The sequence below is a fragment of the Microcoleus sp. S1D4 genome (genome assembly GCF_036700765.1).
Lineage (GTDB): Bacteria > Cyanobacteriota > Cyanobacteriia > Cyanobacteriales > Microcoleaceae > Microcoleus.
In genome coordinates, this window is record NZ_JAUBPP010000009.1 from 150,150 (window position 1) to 165,665 (window position 15,516).

Annotated in this window: 12 protein-coding genes and 1 riboswitch; of the genes, 7 read left to right on the forward strand and 5 right to left on the reverse strand. The window is 44.6% G+C overall.

What is annotated here, in order from left to right; translation table 11 throughout:
- From QT998_RS11985 to QT998_RS12000, 4 genes are all read right to left on the reverse strand, one after another.
- The coding region (locus tag QT998_RS11985) for a HEAT repeat domain-containing protein (protein WP_333116935.1) at positions 1-2,197 on the reverse strand (2,197 nt) is incomplete at its 3' end.
- A gap of 201 nt (positions 2,198-2,398) precedes the next feature.
- The gene (locus tag QT998_RS11990) at positions 2,399-3,334 is read right to left on the reverse strand and encodes a spermidine synthase (protein ID WP_333116932.1); all 936 of its coding nucleotides are present in this window, start codon (positions 3,332-3,334) and stop codon (positions 2,399-2,401) included.
- Positions 3,335-3,442: 108 nt separating this feature from the next.
- On the reverse strand, positions 3,443-4,051 hold the full coding sequence (locus tag QT998_RS11995; protein WP_333116930.1) for an adenylate/guanylate cyclase domain-containing protein: 609 nt from the start codon (positions 4,049-4,051) through the stop codon (positions 3,443-3,445).
- A gap of 59 nt (positions 4,052-4,110) precedes the next feature.
- Positions 4,111-4,365, reverse strand: coding sequence for a hypothetical protein (locus tag QT998_RS12000; protein WP_333218015.1), 255 nt, complete (start codon positions 4,363-4,365; stop codon positions 4,111-4,113).
- Between the two features lie 718 nt (positions 4,366-5,083).
- Positions 5,084-5,230, forward strand: a riboswitch (cobalamin riboswitch).
- 568 nt (positions 5,231-5,798) lie between these two features.
- Between QT998_RS12000 and metE the strand changes: the two genes are divergently transcribed.
- The 7 genes from metE (at position 5,799) to QT998_RS12035 (ending at position 11,938) form a co-directional block, all read left to right on the forward strand.
- Positions 5,799-8,045: a 5-methyltetrahydropteroyltriglutamate--homocysteine S-methyltransferase gene (gene metE, locus QT998_RS12005; RefSeq protein ID WP_333116925.1), complete on the forward strand. Its 2,247-nt coding sequence runs from the start codon at positions 5,799-5,801 to the stop codon at positions 8,043-8,045.
- Positions 8,029-8,469: a hypothetical protein gene (locus QT998_RS12010; protein WP_333116922.1), complete on the forward strand. Its 441-nt coding sequence runs from the start codon at positions 8,029-8,031 to the stop codon at positions 8,467-8,469. The genes metE and QT998_RS12010 overlap by 17 nt, the downstream gene beginning before the upstream one ends.
- 79 nt (positions 8,470-8,548) lie before the next feature.
- On the forward strand, positions 8,549-9,013 hold the full coding sequence (locus QT998_RS12015; RefSeq protein ID WP_333116920.1) for a hypothetical protein: 465 nt from the start codon (positions 8,549-8,551) through the stop codon (positions 9,011-9,013).
- Positions 9,004-9,198, forward strand: coding sequence for a hypothetical protein (locus tag QT998_RS12020; protein ID WP_333116918.1), 195 nt, complete (start codon positions 9,004-9,006; stop codon positions 9,196-9,198). The genes QT998_RS12015 and QT998_RS12020 overlap by 10 nt, the downstream gene beginning before the upstream one ends.
- Positions 9,199-9,555: 357 nt before the next feature.
- Entirely contained in the window at positions 9,556-10,002 is a 447-nt protein-coding gene (locus tag QT998_RS12025) for a SufE family protein (RefSeq protein WP_333091524.1), read from the forward strand.
- A gap of 14 nt (positions 10,003-10,016) precedes the next feature.
- Positions 10,017-10,922, forward strand: coding sequence for an alpha/beta fold hydrolase (locus QT998_RS12030; protein ID WP_333116915.1), 906 nt, complete (start codon positions 10,017-10,019; stop codon positions 10,920-10,922).
- Between the two features lie 59 nt (positions 10,923-10,981).
- Positions 10,982-11,938: a DUF6282 family protein gene (locus QT998_RS12035; protein ID WP_333091528.1), complete on the forward strand. Its 957-nt coding sequence runs from the start codon at positions 10,982-10,984 to the stop codon at positions 11,936-11,938.
- 183 nt (positions 11,939-12,121) lie between these two features.
- Here QT998_RS12035 and QT998_RS12040 read toward each other — a convergent pair whose 3' ends face one another.
- A complete protein-coding gene (locus QT998_RS12040; protein WP_333116912.1) occupies positions 12,122-15,127 on the reverse strand; it encodes a right-handed parallel beta-helix repeat-containing protein in 3,006 nt (1,001 codons plus the stop codon).
- Between the last annotated feature and the right edge of the window lie 389 nt (positions 15,128-15,516).

The window sequence follows — 15,516 nt, forward strand, 5'->3', positions numbered from 1 at the left end:
GAAGAAGTTTAAGTAATCCCGGAATCGCCTGAATGTCACCAATTTGGCCTAAGGCATCTGCCGCGCTACTACGCACATTAAAGTATGAATCTTGAAGAAGTTTAAGTAATCCCGGAATCGCCTGAATGTCACCAATTTGGCCTAAGGCATCTGCCGCGCTACTACGCACAGAAGAGTCTGAATGTTCAACGAGTTTAAGTAATCCCGGAATCGCCTGAACGTCACCGATTTTGCCTAAGGCACCTGCCGCGCTACTACGCACATAAGAGTTTGAATCTTCAACGAGTTTAAGTAATCCCGGAATTGCCTGAACGTCACCGATTTTGCCTAAGGCACCTGCCGCGCTACTACGCACAGAAGAGTCTGAAGCTTCAACGAGTTTAAGTAATCCCGGAATTGCCTGAACGTCACCGATTTTGCCTAAGGTTTCTGCCGCGATAATACTCACATAATAGTCTGAATGTTCAAGGAGTTTAAGTAATCCCGGAATTGCCTTTTTGTCACGAACTTTGCCTAAGGTTTCCGCCGCGATAATACTCACATCAGAGTCTGAATGTTCAAGGAGTTTAAGTAATCCCGGAATCGCCTGAACGTCACGGATTTTGCCTAAGGCATCTGCCACCATCCTACGCACATCAGAGTCTGAATGTTCAAGGAGTTTAAGTAATTCCGGAATCGCCTTCTCGCCACCGATTTTGCCTAAGGCATATGCCGCGCTCCTACGCACATCAGAGTCTGAATCTTCAACGAGTTTAAGTAATCCCGGAATCGCCTCATCCGATCGCACTTCCTCCAAAAGCTCAACCTTCAACCACCCCGGCACATCCAACCCATCCACCAACCCAACCGCGCGCTGCTGAAACTCCCGCTGCACCTCCCCCGCCAGCCGCGCCCCCAACATCACATCCACCTCCAAAGCCAGCCGTACCACCCGCACCGCCTGCACTTCATCCCCCAACAACGACAGCATGAACGCCAGAGGCTCAGTCCATTTAAAATAATTCAAATAGAAATGCTGCAACCTTTCATCATCGATCGCATCAGGATGCTTCTCAACCAACAGTTTCCGCAACGCCCGCCCCGCATAATACTCCTGAAATAATTGGTGATGAAACTCAATTTCCTCCCGCTTTGCCGCCACCTGCAACAGATGATGTTCCAGCAAATCCTCCAGCCATTCCTTCGCCTTCGTTGGCGCATCCAGCACCCCCCGATCGCGCAACCAGCACTCCAAAATTCCCTCAGCCCGATCGCGAGAAATTACCACCCAGCCATCCGCAGGTTGCTGCAAATCCCCCTGCAACATCACAAAAGCCAACTGCTGCAAAAGCTCCGACTTGAAGCGCCGAAAATCATCCGAAACCGACGCACCGCCCTTAAATTCGTCATACTGGCGATCGAACTTTTGAAACAATTCGCCCTTACTTTGGGGAATTTCCCCGCTACTTTCAAACACCTCGCACATCATCCACAGCAGCAACGGCGTTTCGGCAATTTCTCGCAGCCGATCGCGCAATTGTCGCAGCAGCGAATCCCCATGTTGCGGCAAATGTTTGTGCACAAACTCCCGTATTTGCCGTGGAGTCAGCGCGCACATTTCCAGTTGTTTCTCAATCCCGAAAAACCCACCAAGCGCCAAATCCCGCGTCGTGAAAATCATCGGCGTATCGGAATTGTCGTCGCGGAATAGCTGCAACTCCTGCCGCCGTTTTTGCGATGGCATCTCATTCACGCCATCAAGCAACAGCAGCAACTTGCGATCCCACAGCAAATCATCCACCTCTTCCGCGCTAACTCTGAGTTTTGCTTGGCGAAATTCGGCACAAATTGCTTGTACGATCGACCGATCGCTCCTCAACTGCACTAATATCGGAATCGGGCGATCGGCATCCTTGAGTGCTTCCCGTGCCAATTCCCACCGAAAACGCTGCAAAACCGTCGATTTTCCCGAACCGGGCTTCCCCACTAACAGCACATTTCCCTTGTGCAAGTATTTGCGGATTCCCGCGAGCACTTCCAGGCGATCGATTTTCGTTTCTGGTTTATTTTTTGGGGTTTGGGGCGATCGATCTTCCGGTGAAATTTCCACCCGCACCTCTACCTGTAAATCTGTCAGCGTGTAGAATCGACGATATTTGGTTTCATAGGAATCAACCAGGGATTGCAGATATTTAGGAAAATCAACTGGTGTCGCCATCCGATTATAGATTTTAGAATATGGATTGATTATAGAGTTTTTTCTAAATACGCGATCGATGCTAAAAATTCGGGACAAAATCACATCATATCAAATCCAGTTTTCATACCCCCTTTTCTCTTAGTCTCGCGTGAAAGCCGCATCAGCAACAGGGTTTCTAGCCTGTTCCACAAAAAGTAAACCCAGACTTATTATCAAGAATCAAAATAACCAAGAATCAAAATAACCAACAGGCGGCGAATCGTCATGCAAAACTTGAGCTTTATCTAAATTAGGTATAATTTCAGCCAATTCTCTACCTACTCTAATATCAAGCGCCCTATCGATTAAGGAAAATGAAAAATCATGCCCATCTTGCAAATATTTTGCTCTGGAAACAATCTCGTCTTTCTCTAAAATAGGGCCGTTACTCCCAATTAAAACGCTATTAATATCCTTCCAAGGAGACACGCACACCTGAGAAAACACGCTTTGAAAAGTCTTCACCTTTTCGGCATAAAACTCATCTCTTTGCAGCAGATTTACCAGCACAACTCCGGCGCTTGACAAGTGTTTTTGGCAGAGTTGATAAAATTCTTTGGTAGCCAGCCGGTGCGAAGAGTAACCGTTGCCACAAAACACGTCGGTCATGATGATATCGTACTGAATATCTGGATTTTGCTGTTCTAGATATTCTCTCCCATCCTGGATTGTGACGCTGAGTCGGCTGTCAAACTGCACTCCAAAACACTTTGTGGCTGCTGAAATCGCGATCGGGTCCACATCAGCACATTCTATAACAATTTCCGGCAAATAGTGGTGCAGGATTAACGGAATTCTGGCACCGCCAAACCCCGCTATATAGACTTTTTTGGGTTGATTTTGCCAAACTAAACCTAACATCATCGCTTGGGTATATTCAGAAACTAAATGCAGGGGATTGTTGAGGTCGATGACAGATTGCAACAAATATGTATGCAAATTCACTTTCTCTACCAAAGAGAATTTTATTTTATTTTTATCTTTATTAACTGTAACATAGTGAACTCCCGACTCTTGACAAAAAATAACTCCATCCGGCTGTTGTTGCACCCAAGCCAGCCGCTGTTGAATATTCGCTAAATTGAGAGTTTGCCAGTTTTTTTGTTGGTCAATCATTAATTTTAAATTTTATGGCACACAGGGGCAGTCAGAAACCGGGTTTTTGGAGAAAATCCTGCTTCGCCGCCCGCAGATTCAGCAAAAAACCCGGTTTCTTGAGTTTGATTAAGCAGGCTGTACGCGCTTGTAAGTCACTAACTCCAAACCAGAAATCGAAAAATCAACTCTTTCCCAATCTTCCTTCTCACCCTCCAAATTTTCAAACGCTGCGGAGGTGAGCAAAATCTCTCCCCGTTCCGCCAAATCCTCTCCCAGCTTGGCTGCTAGATTGAATTCAGATCCGTACATATCCTCTCCTTCCAGCATCAAAATATCACCGTAGCCAATTCCAATGCAGAGGTAAATATCCATTTCCGGCGGCAGAGTTGTGTTGACAGCCCCCGTTTGTTTCAGACAGTCAATTGCAGCTTCAACAGCCGATTTCACATCGGGAAATACTGCAAAAATATTGTCGGCTTCTTCTTTAACAACAATGCCGCTATATTCCGAAATTACGGGCTTGACAATTCCGTGCATCCGGTGAATCATTGCCAGAAAGTGGATGATTCCGTAGCGGACAGTTGTTCGCGAAAACCCCGACATATCCATTACTAAAATTGCGTGGGTTTGGCGGAATGTGGCATTAATTTTTTCATCAATTTCTGCCATTCTTTCGGGGTGTTCGTTTCTTTCTTGCAGCAATTTTTCTAAATAACTGCGGTTATTTGTTTTCATTAGCTAATAATACTAAATTTGGGTAATCTTTCTCAATTTTATTCAGCGCTTCCAAGCCGTCATCTGCCTGAATTACGTTCAATCCGCTGCATCTCAACTGATGTGAAATGCACTCTCGCTGGCTGCGGGAATCTTCCACCACTAAAACTGTACTTATCACTCCCCACCTGTTTTTTGAGGTGAACTCGTTCGCTGCTGTGAGTTATCATTACTGAAATTATTTTACCCGCATTGGATGAATTTGCGATCGCCTTCCCGGAAAAGCTGCTGCTGCAAATTTTCAACCGAGAAGTTGTTGGCAAGCTGTTGTGCATTTAAATTGTATATTTCGACTATAGATCAAAAATCTTCTCCCCCTCTTTACCCCCTCGCGAAGCCGAATGGCCCCTCTCCCCGTTTCTCCCTCTCCCCCTCACCATACACAATTGGGATGCACAACAGCTTAGCGGCTTGGTGACGAAGAGGTGGCGATGCTGCATTTTACGGCAGAAGAAAGCGATGCAGCAGCGCTGCTATTTGGCTGCGACTGTCAGTTTTGCGTCAATTCCCGGCGATAGTTGCGCCGTTTGCCGCCCTTGGACTTGACTTGAGGCGATCGCCTTCCACCCTACAATAATTTGATTATTTGTTGAAATATAATTTAAATATTGATTAGCTTAGCAGCGACTCATCCTAACTTCGCAAGACTCAAACTAAACATATTTTTAGACGGTGGAAGTGAGAAAATTAAACAGTTGAAAAACCCATGCGCTGATAATATTTTGGCGGTGTATCTTTCATGATTATAACTTCCAGGATTTGGTTGCGGGAATCCCATTCTGCCGTTAATTTATAATCTTAAAGATGCAGGAAAATGATTTCGAGCCGGACTTACGCATCGACACCAAAGAAACCGGGTTTTGGCCTGATTTGCTGGCTGCAACGAAGGATTTTGATGAAAAACCCGGTTTCAAATCGCGCAGGTGTTCAAGATTATTGATGATATTCGATCGCCCGACCCGATCTTAGGGGTTGCATATTTTGGAAAATGTGCTATGGTATGACCTAATCGGTTCTCGTGGAGATCAGCCACTAGACGAAAGGGGGAAAGTTCGGTGCAAACCCGGCGCTGTCCCGCAACTGTGATGAAGCGTAGAGTAGCTTCTTAGTCAGGATGCCCGCCGATTGTATCGTTCTATTAACCCATCTGCGAGGTACGGATGTCTTCAGCATTTTGTTTTCGATTCGATTGTTTTTCACCAGACGTTGCGCGATCGGCTATTATGCTCCTTAACCCGTGAGAAACCTTTGGTGCAATTGGTTTCTAGAGCAACATAACGAGTTAAAAAAGTTAGCCTCAACAGCATTATCTAGTTTTAGACGCAAGAAATATTGCGCGGGGTTTTGCCTGCTGTAATTTCTAACAGCTTTGTGATAGCGATGTTAGATATTCAGACGGTTTCACCTTTGAGGCGTCACATTACATTCTGATGACATTGCTGTAGAAAATTCTGCATCGGATACCCCTTAGTTTCCGACAGAGTTTCTATGGAATATCAAAGACTCAACTGGATCATTCAGCAAATATCAATAGTAAAAATTCAGTCATCTAATGTCCGGTTCATTACCATCACAAAAACCGTTTGTAGTGCCGACTTCAGTCCGTACTACGAACCAATCGGACACGATATCAATTGCGATCGCTCTTTGTAATATCGCTATTTGTACTGATGATGCTATTGAAACCCATACTTAAGAGAGAAAAATCATGTCAATTTTAACTGCAACAATTGGATATCCTCGCATTGGTAAAAATCGCGAAGTTAAAATCGCACTAGAAGCATTTTGGAGTGGCAAATTAGATGCCAATAATTTACTGCAAACAGTCAGAAAAGTAGAAATAGAAAACTGGCAAATACAGCTAAAAACAGGTATAGATCGCATCGGTGTTGGCGATACTACCCTTTACGATAGTGTTCTGGATTGGACAGTTCGCCTGGGGTTAATCCCCGATCGCTTTCGGGATTTATCAGGTTTAGAGCGCTACTTTGCAATGGCGCGGGGCAAAGAAGGGATACCTGCGTTAGAAATGACTAAATGGTTCGACACCAACTATCACTACCTAGTGCCAGAAATTCCCTCAGAATGGCAGCCTGCTGATTTTAGCGACTTTCTCGAAACAGTTAATCGCGCTCAAACTTTATTAGGCGAAAAAGTAATTCCTATTGTTTTAGGCCCCATTACTTTATTGCGATTGAGTCGGTTTGACATACCCTTGAATGAAGCAATTTCAAGATTGCGAGAGCGTTATCTGGCATTGCTGAAAGCCTTAAAAAACTTGGGTATTTCTGAAGTGCAAATTCACGAACCTGCCTTAGTTCTGGGTGATGCTGGCCAATTCAAAGAAGCCTTTGAGTCAACCTATACTTCCTTCGCTGAAATTAAACTTCCCATCGATTTAGTTACTTACTTTGATGATTTGGGAGATACCTATCCTTGGGTGATACAGTTACCAGTTGCTAAAATTAGCTTAGATTTCACTCGCGGATGCAATTTAAAATTGCTTAAAGAACAGGGATTTCCTGCTGATAAACGATTGGGTGTGGGAATTGTAGATGCTCGCAATATTTGGCAAATTCGTCCAGAACAAGTGCTGCCAGTGCTGCAACAGATTCAGCGAATTACGCCGGATATTGTAATTCAGCCGTCGGCATCATTGCAGTTTGTTCCCTACGATGCCGCACGGGAAACAAAGTTGCCAGAACCTCTCCGCAACGTGTTGAGTTTTGCCGAACAAAAACTGCAAGCTGTGAAGTTTTTGGCACGCAGTTTAGCCGGAGAAGAGACTGGAAGCGATCGCGCTAAAATTAGCAATGCTTGGACAACCTTCGAGGAGTTTAGCCCTACCAATATTGCCGTACAGGAACGCCTGAACAGCCTGACAACCAATGACTTTCAACGCAAATTATCCTACGGCTTGCGGTTGTCGAAACAGATTTCTCTGCCCATTTTTCCCACCACAACGATCGGCTCGTTTCCTCAAACCCCGGAAGTGCGAAAACTGCGGCTGCGCTACAAAAAGGGTGAATTGAGTCAAGAAAACTATCAAGCTGCGATCGACGTTCAAATTGCCGATAGCATTAAAATCCAAGAAGAAATTGGCCTAGATGTGTTGGTGCATGGCGAATTTGAACGCACCGATATGGTGGAATATTTCGGACAACAGTTGGATGGATTCGCCTTCACGGCAAATGGCTGGGTACAAAGCTACGGCAGCCGTTACGTGCGTCCGCCGATTATTTACGGTGATGTTGTTCGCACCGATCCAATGACTGTACGCGAGTTCAAAGTAGCGCAATCATTGACGCAAAAACCCGTTAAGGGAATGCTAACAGCCCCCGTAACAATTTTAAATTGGTCATATCCGCGCACCGATATTTCCAGACAGACACAAGCATTTCAAATAGCTTTGGCATTGCGCGATGAAATAGCAGATTTAGAAGCAGCAGGAGCGCAAGTAATTCAAGTAGATGAACCAGCATTGCGCGAAGGCTTACCTCTGAAAGTAGAAAACTGGAATCAATACCTGTCTTGGGCTGTAGATGCGTTTCTTCTGGCTACCGCAAGCGCTCATCCTCAAACTCAAATTCACACGCATATGTGCTACTGCGAATTTGGCGATATCATCAAAGATATTGAACGGTTAGATGCCGATGTAATTTCGATTGAAAATAGCCGCAGCAATAACCAAACGCTGCATGAAATAACCGCCGCAGGTTACACCTATCAAGTGGGTAATGGCGTGTATGACATCCACAGTCCAGTGGTGCCAACGACAGAACAGATTTTGCAACAACTGCGAACTGGCATTGCTAATCTACCAACTCAACAAATTTGGGTAAATCCCGATTGTGGCTTGAAAACACGACGTTGGGAAGAAGTAATTCCGGCGCTAAAAAATATGGTGGAAGCTGCTAAAATCCTGCGGGAGGAAGTAAATGCGACCGGAAAATAGCGTTTGGCAAGGAAATTTTGGCTATTGGCAACAGGGATTTATTCACACCAATTTGCTGGTTATTGGTTATACAGGATGGAAGGGATTTGAGTCTTTCGGGCGGGGTGTTGTGGTCTGTGATGTAGATACTCAAGTTCTTGGTTCTACAATGACAAGCCTCGAATCAATTCCTTTTGACATTCAGTTTATTCCTGTGAATTTGATGGAATTTTATCTGGGATCGCTATCCGTTGACTCATCGAATATTCCATCTGTGATAGCAGCAACTGTTAAGTACAATCCAGAGCAAGATATTCTGCTATTGCTGAAATTTGGTCGTCAAACAGAGGTAAATCTATTAAGCAAACTAGCCATTCCTCCTGCAGATTGCTACGAACAAGTCTGTAGGCGATGGGAGGAATTTCAACCAAGTTTGACACCCTAAAACTTTCGCTCTTAATGCCTAAATTCAACTCAATTCATATTTCGCATAGGTTGATAACTTGATACTGGATATTTAATAGATGATGACATCTGAAACAAATAGCGAAGATTGGCAGCAATCCTTTATTGCAACTAATCTGCTGGTGTTAGGCTATAACGCTTGGGTTGGCTATCTGAATGGTGAACGAGGCGCAGTAATTTGTAGTCTTAATAACCCATTGATGGGAGTTACTGGTGAAACATTCCAATCGCATTTTGTTCCCCGCAGTCGTTTGGCTCCCTTTCTCAATGCTTGGTTATTGGCTCCCGACACCGCCATCCTGCAAAATCACCACATGAACGGTCATATTTTGCAAGCTGCAGATACCTATAACCCAAGTAAAGACATCATTCTGCTGCTGGAATCCGGTCGGGAAGTCACGTTCTTTTATCTGCGAAATCTACCGATTTCGCCCTCGCAATGTTACGAGCAAATCTGCAAAGGATGGGAAGAATTCCAACCTCAGTCCACCCCTTTGAACGAAGAAAATCTCCGATGCAATTGATTCAATACAAAGTTGCGATGGAACCAGTTCCAGAACGGAAGCTAGAGGGTTTTTTAGAGTTGGGGTTTCGGTTGGCGATCGGTTTGGCTAGCGGTGCATTGTTTGTCCCAATAGCAATAGTGCGATCGCAAATAGCAAAGCTGCATCTTCCTAAACAGGATTCTCTACCTAAACGATCTGACTAATTCAGGACTGACACATCAAGACCAAAAAAACCGGGTTTTTTAGCTAATCTGTTGCGCTATTGTAACGGCGGGAAATACTATCGTTTTTAATTTTTTTGCTACTAATTTAGTACCGCAAAACACTAACAACAGCATCGCAGAAACCGGGTTTCTTGGATGTGCGCGAGGTGTCAGAAACCCGGTTTCTTCCTCAATTTTGGTGGGGATGCGTAAATTATCGCAGAAACCGGGTTTCTTGGATGTGCGCGGGTGTCAGAAACCCGATTTCTGGCGATCGGTGCATCCAGGACTATATCGATCGCCCTACTGGTACAATAGAATGTACAAGATCAGCAAATTCAACCGCTACTCGAAATCATGTCCGCAAATACCGCGCTACCCGCAGCCCTAGCTAAAATCGTCCAGCGCTTTCAGCGACACTCCGATCCGAAACAGCGCTACGAACAACTGCTGTGGTATGCAAAGCGACTCCCAGCATTTAACGAAAGCGATAAACTCCCAGAAAACAAAGTTTCGGGTTGCGTATCGCAAGTTTATATTACCGCAAATTTGACCGACGGAAAAGTTTTGTATCAAGGCGATTCTGACGCTCAGTTAGTCAAAGGATTAGTTGGCTTGCTTGTGGAAGGTTTGAGCGGATTAACGCCTGCTGAAATAGTTAGCATTACCCCAGATTTTATTCAAGATACGGGATTGAATGTGAGCCTGACACCTTCCCGCGCTAACGGATTTTATAACATCTTTCAAATGATGAAAAATAAAGCAGTGGCTTGCGAATTGAGCGCGCAAGCAGAAGCAAACTAACCGGAAAAACAGCCATGATTCAGACTGCAGATTTAACCAAATCTAATTCTAGCAACTATCCCGCGACTGTTCAGAAATATCTCTGGAACTGGAAAGAAACACAGATTGATGTTATTTACGAAACCAGAGGAGAAGGAAAACCCGTATTGTTGCTGCCGGCTTTCAGTACGGTTTCAACGCGGGAAGAAATGCGTCCTTTAGCAGAGTTGTTAGCTCCCAATTTTCAAGTTGTGAGTGTAGATTGGCCTGGTTTCGGCGAATCTTCGCGGCCGCGCACCGACTACGAACCGCAATTATACCATCAGTTTTTGAAGGATTTTGTAGAGTCAGTTTTTAAAACTCCTGTGGCTGTAGTTGCGGCCGGTCACGCTGCGGGTTATGCGATGCAATTAGCGCAATCAAAGCCGAATGTTTGGTCAAAGATTGTGTTAGCTGCACCGACTTGGCGCGGGCCTTTGCCGACAATGAGCAAACAGCAAAGGGGTTGGCACGGAATGGTGAGAGAATTAGTACGATCACCCTTAATCGGTCAATTCCTGTACAAATTGAACACTGCGCCGTCATTCCTGAGTTTGATGTACCGCCGCCACGTCTACGCCGATGACGCCAAAGTCACAGCGGATTTCATTCAAAATAAGCGGAAAGTCACTCAACAAGCAGGCGCGAGATTTGGTTCGGCGGCTTTTGTGACTGGTGGTTTAGATCCGGCAAAAACGCGGGAAGAATTTGTCGCCAACTTCCAAGGATTGACAGTACCGGTGATGGTTGTAGTTGCGGAAAAAGCGCCGCCCAAATCTAAGGCGGAAATGGAAGTATTAGCTCAATTACCGGGAGTGGAATCGCGAGTTATTCCGGGAACTTTGGGTTTGCATGAAGAGTTTGCAGAAGATTTGGCAAGTGTGGTTAAGTCTTTTATTTAAGAGGTAATGAACCGCAGAGGACGCTGAGGGCGCAGAGGAGAGAAGCAAAGAGGGGATGAATGCAGGCTGTTTTTTTTACGTTAGTTTTAATTTTTTGCTATTGGTTTTGTCTGCCAGTTTATGCTGTCGGACAGTTGCAGCCGATGGACTCACAAAAAAGTATCATTGAAGGTGCGATCGACTTTCACATCCATTCGTCTCCTGATGTGATTCCCCGCAGGTTGGATGATTTTGAGGTAGCTAAATTTGCCGCCAGCGCGCACATGAAAGCAGTTGTCTTAAAAAATCACTATGGCAGCACCGCAGCACGGGCAGTTCTAGTCAATAAAATTGTACCGCAAATCGAAGTTTTCGGGGGAATTGTTCTCAATCATTCCGTAGGCGGGATTAATCCCCAAGCTGTAGAAGCAATGCACCGCATCGGCGGCAAATACGGTAAAGTAGTGTGGCTGCCAACCGTTGATTCCAATCATCATTTAAAGGTTTTTCACAAATCGGGAATCGGGATTAAAGTAGCAGAAAACGGCAAACTTTTACCAGAAACAGCAGCGGTACTCAAGATAGTAGCTAGAGATAATTTAGTATTGGAAACCGGACACATTTCCTCAGCCGAAGTTATGGCAGTTGTCCGGCAAGCCAGACTTCTCAACATTAAAAACATCCTGATTACCCACGCAATGGCAGATGTACCCGGTTTGTCCCTAGAAAATATGCAAACAGCAGCCCAGATGGGAGCGTTTCTAGAATTAGCATTTGTCAACGATTTGATGGGAGAAAATGCCGCCGATGACGGACACAAAAACTGGCATCACGTTTCCATTAATCAGATGGTAGCAGCCATTAAACTCATCGGAGCCGAGCATTTTATTCTGAGCACAGATTTGGGAAGAAAACCCGATCCTTTACCTGCAGAAGGTTACAAATTATTTGTAGAAAAGTTGATGGATGAAGGCATTTCTCAACCTGAAATTGATTTAATGATGAAAAAAAATCCCGCTCGCTTGTTAGGGATTTAGAATTGTTAGCTGTTAGCTGTTGACTGTTAGCTGTTAGCTGTTGACTAAGGACTAATGACTAAGGACTAAGGACTAATGACTACCGCCAACTACCAACTGCCAACTGCCAACTGCCAACTGCCAACTGCCAACTACCAACTACCAACTGCCAACTGCCAACTGCCAACTGACTACTGCCTTCTTCTATTCTTGATTATTTTTACCGCGCACATATCCGTTATCTGCAATCCGCCAAGCACCGCCAGTATTACCCGTTAAATCGCAATCATCTACTGTAGCAATGCCATCTCTGTAAACTACAATCGCCTCACCTTCATTACTATTAATCCGACAGCGGCGCACGATCAATTTTCCTCCCAATCCGACACCGATTCCCAGACTGCCGTTATTATAAATATTGCAATCTTCCACCGTTGCTTTCCCATTATCCGAGATAAAAATCCCGTTCCATATTGCATCGTGAATTTGACAGCGGCGGATTACCGAACTCGCCTCGGAGCCACAAATTACCACCACAGAATAGTTGGCAGAAGTGATATCGCTGTCTTCTAAAATTAACTCGCCTCTACGAATATCTACAGCATAATATTTCCCCGTGGCGATCAGTGTCAAACTTCGGACTAAAGCGCTGTCGGTTTGCATTTGAATGCAGTTTGAGTCGGTGCTTTCCACAGTGACGCTACCCGCTTCTGTGTTGCCGATAATTTCGACAGATTTGTCGATGATTAAACTTTCTCGATACAAACCGGGCTGTACGTAAATGCGCGTACCCGAAGCCGCATTTTTTACCGCTTCGCTAATAGTAGTATAATCGCCTTGACCTTTTTGGCAAACGACAAGGCCTTGACTTTTATCAACTATTGTTTGTGAGGCGGATTCTTCAATTTTGTCTGCTAATTCAGCCTTGGGAATTTCTCGATCGCCCTTTTCGACAATTGGCGATTGTAACTCCAAGCTTTCTTGATTGACTGTTCCTAACTGATGTTCTAACTCAGATTCTTGACGTTGCAATTGAGCTTGATTCTCGTTGGGTGTCTCGATTTGACTTTGAAGTTCTGAGACTTGAGCATCAAGTTGCGATCGTTCTCTGTTAGCAGTTTCTAACTGAGATTCCAATCGTGAGCGAATTTGAGTCACACTTTCTAACTGACTTTCTAACTCGGATATTTGAGATTGTAGTTGATTTTGATTTTGGTTGGCCGTGTCAATTTGAGTTTGAAATTCCAACTGTTGAGCTGCAATCTGAGATGCCAATTCTGAGCGAATTTGACTCGGGCTTTCTAACTGACTTTCTAACTGGGATATTTGAGACTGTAGTTGATTTTGGTTTTGCTTGGCTGTGTCAATTTCAGTTTGGAATTTCGACTGTTGAGCTGCAAGCTGTGATTCCAATGCTGAGCGAATTTGACTTACACTTTCTAACTGAGTTTCTAGCTTGGATATCTGAGATTGCTGTTGATTTTCGTTTTGGTTAGCTTGCTCGACTTGAGTTTGGAATTCCGACTGTTGAGCTGCAAGCTGTGATTCCAATTCTGAGCGAATTTGAGTCACACTTTCTAACTGAGTTTTTAACTCGGATATTTGAACTTGCAGTTGATTTTGATTTTTGTTGGCTGTGTCAATTTTAGTTTGGAATTCCGACTGTTGAGCCGCAAGCTGTGATTCCAATTCTGAGCGAATTTGAGTCGCGCTTTCTAACTGAGTTTCTAACTTAGATATCTGAGATTGTTGGTGATTTTGATTGTGGTTGGCTTGCTCGACTTGAGTTTGGAATTCCGACTGTTGAGCCGCAAGCTGCGATTCCAATTCTGAGCGAATTTGATTCGGGCTTTCTAACTGACTTTCTAACTCGGATATTTGAGATTGCAGTTGATTTTGATTGTGGTTGGCTTGCGCGACTTGAGTTTGAAATTCCGAGAGTTGAGCCGCAAGCTGCAATTCTAATTCTAAGCGAATTTGATGGGCGCTTTCTAACTGGGTTTCTAACTCGGATATTTGAGATTGCAGTTGATTTTGGTTTTGGTTGGCTTGCTCGACTTGACTTTGGAACTCCGAGAGTTGAGCCGCAAGCTGTGATTCCAATCCTGAGCGAATTTGATGCGCGCTTTCTAACTGGGTTTCTAACTCGGATATTTGAGATTGCAGTTGATTTTGATTTTGGTTTGCTTGCTCAATTTGAGTTTGAAATTCCGAGAGTTGAGCCGCAAGCTGCGATCGCTCAGTGTTAGCAGTTTCTAATTGAGCTTGCAGTTCCGATAATTGAGACAGAAGTTGGGAGTTATCTCCCTCGCTGGGATTTACTTGAGCCTGCAATTCTGACAACTGCAAAAGCAGTTTTTCTCGCTCTCCAATAACTGTCTGTGATTGATTTTGTAGCTCAGATAATTGAGAGTTTAACTGCATTTTATCTCGATTGGCAGCTTCTAACTGTGTTTCCAACTCTAATAATTCAGATTGAGGTTGTTGTGCTTGTTGGCGAGCAGTTTCCAATTGAGAATTGAGTATTTCCTGTTCTTGTTCTGCACTTTCCAATTGAGCTTGCAAATTCGACAGTTGAGAATGCAGTTGCTCCCGCTCTTGAATTGAGCGCTCGAACTTAATTTGAATTTCCGACAACTGGTACTGTAGCTGCAATTTACCTTGACTGGCTGTTTCTAACTGACTGCCAAATTCCGACAGCCGATCGCGAAATAGAGCACTCTCTGCATCCAGCGCCTCTCGCTCTGCTTGCATTTCCAGGATTTGAGCTACAAGTTGCGATCGCTCCAGATCCGCAACTTCTAGCTGATTTTGAAGTTCCGCCAATTCCGGTAACTGCGACTGAGCTTGCCCTGCGCTTTCTAACTGAAACTGCAAATCAGCAATCAAAGCATCAACTTGCGATCGCTCTTCAGCAATTTGGGCCATAAACCCTTCCAATTCCGACACCTGATTATTTAATAAATCCTGCTCGCTAGTGACACTTTCCAAGCGATTTTGCAACTGAGACAATTCAGAATTAAGCTGATTTTCCATCTCGGTTTTTTGGCGCAATTCCGAAGTTCTGGCATCCAACTGCGACGCTAACTTCGATATAGCCTCCTGCGAGCCGTGCATCCGCACCAAATTTCGTGAATTTCGCTTATTCAAAATTAGCCAGCAGACTAATGCCCCGCCTCCAAATCCTATTAATAAAAGTAATGCTTCCATTTGGTTTATCTAATCTATATAAATTGAATTGCCCTGATGCTTGCCCAAAAAATGGACATCCACAAATCGTGTTCTTGCTCAAAGCTATCACAACTTGCGCGCATTTTTTTTACTTGGCTCGGCAATTTATATTTATTTACATAAATGCAACAGGTAAGGTGTCTGTTGCATTGCTGTCAAGTCAACCCTAAAAACCTTTGTATTTCTCGTTGATACGCGCGTCTCGCTCCCCCTCCCATACCCCCCTACTCCCCCGGATAGTCTGGGAGTAGGGGTTGACTTTGATATTTTCCGCTCCCCTTTTCGATGCGGGGGCAGCGGGGGAGCGAAGGCATAATCCTCCAACAGTAGATTGGCAATAAATTTGAATGCAACGGCGTACAATGCAC